Source organism: Streptomyces sp. CBMA123, assembly GCF_014596465.1.
In the GTDB taxonomy this organism is placed as follows: Bacteria; Actinomycetota; Actinomycetes; order Streptomycetales; family Streptomycetaceae; genus Kitasatospora.
Genome location: NZ_MECK01000258.1, coordinates 1 through 4303, shown reverse-complemented (window position 1 = coordinate 4303; position 4303 = coordinate 1). Strand labels below are relative to the sequence as shown.

The window sequence follows — 4303 nt, the reverse complement described above, 5'->3', positions numbered from 1 at the left end:
TCCCCTCCCCCCCCCCCTCCCGCCCCCCCGCGCCCCCCCCCCCCGCCCCCCCCCCCCCCCCCCCCCCCGCCGCCCCGGTCACGCTCCCGCCGCCGGCCGTGTCCGCCCCGGTGACCGACGGCACCGGCCTGATCGAGCGCCAGCTCGCGCTGCTCGGCCAGTTCTCCGACCTGATGCGCGACCAGCTCGGCCTGCTGGCCGGGACCGGGACGGCGCCGCCCGCGCCCGTCCCGGCGGCGGCCCCCGTCGCCCTGCCACCGGCCGTCGCGACCGCCCCCGTTCCCGAAGTCGCCACCCCCGAAGTCCCCGCCGCCGAAGCTCCCGCGCCGTCCGCCCCGCAGGTGCACGGCCCCCGGGTGACCCTGTCCCGCGAGTCCGGCATGGCCGCCGGCGGCCTGACCGAGCCGCAGCGCGCCCATGTGGACGAACTGGTCGCCCGCTTCACCGCCCGCACCGCCGCCTCCAAGGCGGTCACCCGCCGCCACCGGCGCACCCTCGCGGACAGCCGCGCCGTGGTCGGCTTCCGCTCCTCGACCAAGGAGATGCTCTACCCGCTGGCGGCCCGCCGGGCCCGGGGCTCCCGGCTGGAGGACCTCGACGGCAACACCTACGTCGACATCACCATGGGCTTCGGCGTGCTGCTCTTCGGCCACGACCCGGAGTTCGTCACCGAGGCCGTCCGCGAGCACCTGGCCGGCGGGCTGCGGCTGGGCCCGCGCGGCCCGGAGACCGGCGAGGCCGCCGAACTGCTGGCCGAGCTGACCGGCACCGAGCGGGTCGCGTTCGCCAACTCCGGCACCGAGGCGAACGCCGGGGCGATCCGGCTGGCCCGCGCCTTCACCGGCCGGGACAAGATCGTCATGTTCGAGGGCTCCTACCACGGCCACTTCGACCACACCCTGGGCCGGACCGTGGGCCACGGCGCCGACCGGGAGACCGTCCCGGTGTCGAGCGGCATCCCCGGCAGCGCGGTCGCCGACCTGGTGGTGCTGAAGTACGGCGATCCGCAGAGCCTCCAGGTCATCGAGGAACTCGGCGACCGGATCGCCGCCGTGCTGGTCGAGCCGGTGCAGAGCCGCCACCCGGGGCGCCAGCCCGTCGAGTTCGTCCGCGCGCTGCGCGAACTGACCGCCCGCCGCGGCATCGTGCTGCTCTTCGACCAGATGCTCACCGGCTTCCGCCCCCACCTGCGCGGCGCCGAGGGCTTCTGGGGCGTGACCCCGGACCTCTCCACCTACGGCAAGGTGCTCGGCGGCGGCTACCCGATCGGCGCGATCGCCGGGCGCGCCGACCTCCTGGACGGCATCGACGGCGGCCACTGGGACTACGGGGACGACAGCTACCCGCCCCAGGACACCACCTTCTTCGGCGGCACCTACATCCAGCACCCGCTGGCGATGACCGCGGCGGGCGCAGTGCTGCGCCACCTCAAGGAGGCCGGCCCCGGCCTGCAGGAGCGTCTGAACGCCCGCACCGACGAACTGGCCGCGACCCTCAACGGGTTCTTCGAGGAGGAGGAGTTCCCGCTGCGGCTGGCCCACTTCGGCTCGCTGTTCCGGTTCGAGCCGCGCGCCGACGTGGAGCTGTTCTTCCCGGAGCTGCTGACCCGCGGGGTCTACGTCTGGGAGTGGCGCAACTTCTTCCTCTCCACCGCCCACACCGACGGCGACCTGGAGTTCGTGGTCGACGCCGTCCGGGAGTCGCTGCGCGGCCTGCGGCGCGGCGGCTTCTTCCCGGCCTCGCCCGGGGTGCGGCTCCCGGCCCCGCGCCCGGCGGCCGTGCTTCCGGAGCCCGGATCGGAGACCCGTACCGGCACCGAGCCCGTCCCCACCTCGTACCAGCCGGTCCGCGACCCCCAGCGCCCGGTGGACTTCAGCCTCTCCTTCTTCGGCGACTACCCCCTGGACTCCCCGGAGGACGAGAAGTACCGCATCGTCCTGGACAGCGCCCGCTTCGCCGACCGGCACGACTTCCACGCCGTCTGGCTGCCGGAGCGCCACTTCCACTCCTTCGGCGGGATCTTCCCCAACCCCTCGGTGCTGGCCGCCGCGCTCGCCCGGGAGACCAGCAGGATCCGGCTGAACGCCGGCTGCGCGGTGCTGCCGCTGCACCACCCCGTCCGGGTGGCCGAGGAGTGGTCGGTGGTCGACAACCTCTCCGGCGGCCGGGTGGGCCTGGGCTGCGCCAGCGGCTGGCACCCCAACGACTTCCTGTTCTTCCCCGAGAACTACGGCAGCCACAAGGAGTTGATGCACCGCCAGATCGACACCGTCCGGGCCCTGTGGCGCGGTGAGCCCTACCGCGGCCGCAACGGCAACGGGGAGCCGATCGAGGTCACCCTGCACCCGCGCCCGCTGCAGGAGCAACCGCCCATGTTCACCGCCGTCGTGGGCAACCCGGACAGCTTCCGCGAGGCCGCCCGCCACGACCTCGGGATCATCACCAACCTGATGACCCAGGACGTGGAGCAGCTCGCCGAGAACGTCGCCCTCTACCGGCGCACCCGGGCCGAGCACGGCCTGGACCCGGAGGCGGGCCGGGTGGTCGTGCTGGTCCACACCTACCTGGGCACCGATCCCGACACCGCCCGCGCGCAGGCCTACCGCCCGTTCTGCCACTACCTGCGCTCCTCGCTCTCGCTGTTCGGGCAGATGGCCAACAGCCTCGGCCTGACCCTGGACTTCGAGAACACCCGCGAGGAGGACCTGGAGTTCGTGCTGGAGCGCGCCTACGAGCGCTACTGCGCCTCGCGCGCCCTGATCGGCACCCCGGAGAGCGTGCGGTCCGTGCTCGCCGACCTGCGGGCGGCCGGCGCGGACGAGATCGCCTGCTTCGTCGACTTCGGGCTCGCCCCCGACCTGGTGGCCGCCGGCCTGCCGCAGCTCGACGCCCTGCGCCGCGCCACCGCGCACGGCGCCCCGCTGTCCTACGCGCAGCAGCGGATGTGGTTCCTGCACCGGATGCTGCCCGACGCCGCGCAGTACAACGAGGTCAAGGCCGTCGAACTGGACGGCCCGCTCGACCCGGAGGCGCTCGACGCCGCGCTGCGCGCCCTGGTCGAACGGCACGTCGGGCTGCGCACCGTCTTCCGGGAGCAGGACGGCGAACCGTTCCAGCAGGTGCTCCCGGCCCCCCAGGGCCCGCTGCTGGAGCGGGTCCCGACGGACGGGCCGTCGCGGGACGCGGTGGCCGCGCTGGTCGCCGCCGAGGGCGTCCACCGCTTCGACCTGGCCGAGGGCCCGCTGTTCCGCGCCCGGCTGCTGGAGACCGGGCCCGAGCGGCACGTCCTGGTGCTGTCGATGCACCACATCGTGATCGACACCCTGTCCACCGTGGTGATCACCCGGGAGCTGGGGGAGCTGTACCGGGCTGCCCGGGAGCAGCGGCCCCACCGGCTCCCGGCGCTCACCACCACCCCGGCCGCCGAGGCCGCCCGGGAGCGGGCCGCGGTGGCCGCCGGGGCGTACGAGGAGAGCCTCGGGTACTGGCGCAAGGTGCTCGGCGGCGACCTCCCGGTGCTGGCCCTGCCCACCGACCGGCCCCGCCCCGCCGTCCCGGACGGCCGCGGCCGCTCCTACGTCCGCCATCTGCCTGCCGAACTCTCGTCAGGCGTAAGGGACTTGGCCCGTAGCCGGCGCTCGACCCTGTTCATGGTGCTGCTCACCGCCTTCGCCGGGGTGCTGCAGCGCTACGGCGGCCAGGACGAAGTGGTGCTCGGCACCCCGCTGGCCAACCGGGCGGAGGGCACCGAGGACCTCGTCGGCTTCTTCGTCAACACCCTGGCGCTGCGCCTGGACCTGTCCGGGGAGCCGGACTTCGCCGAGGCGCTGGACCGGGTCCGCTCCAGCGCGCTGGACGCCTACGAACACCAGCAGCTGCCCTTCGAGGTCCTGGTGCAGGAGCTGAACCCGCAGCGGGACACCAGCCGCAACCCGCTCTTCCAGGTCATGGTCGAGTTCGAGAACCACGCGGTCTTCGACCTGGACCTGCCCGGGGTGACGGCCCGTCCGCTGGACCACGTGGTCGACCGCTCCGCGTTCGACCTGGCGCTGTTCCTCACCAACCTGCCGGACGGCATCCGCTGCCACGTGGAGTACGCCGAGACCCTGTTCGACCGGGCCACGGTGGACCGGCTGTTCGACGCCTTCGAGCGGCTGCTCACCGCCGCCGTCGCCGACCCGGCCCGACCGCTGACCGAGCTGACGGCCGCCCCGGCCGACCCCGCCCTGGAGTGCGGACCCGAAGCGGAGCGGGCGCCCGCGCACCCGCTCGCCAGGGTGGCCGCCACCGTGGCCGCCCAGCC

At 74.5% G+C, this 4303-nt stretch carries 1 protein-coding gene; it reads left to right on the top strand.

Going from position 1 to position 4303, the window contains the following annotated elements; all coding sequences use genetic code 11:
- Positions 1-98: 98 nt before the first annotated feature.
- Positions 99-4303 (top strand): MupA/Atu3671 family FMN-dependent luciferase-like monooxygenase (locus tag BG452_RS26035; RefSeq protein ID WP_317621236.1); only part of this gene is annotated, 4205 nt, incomplete at its 3' end.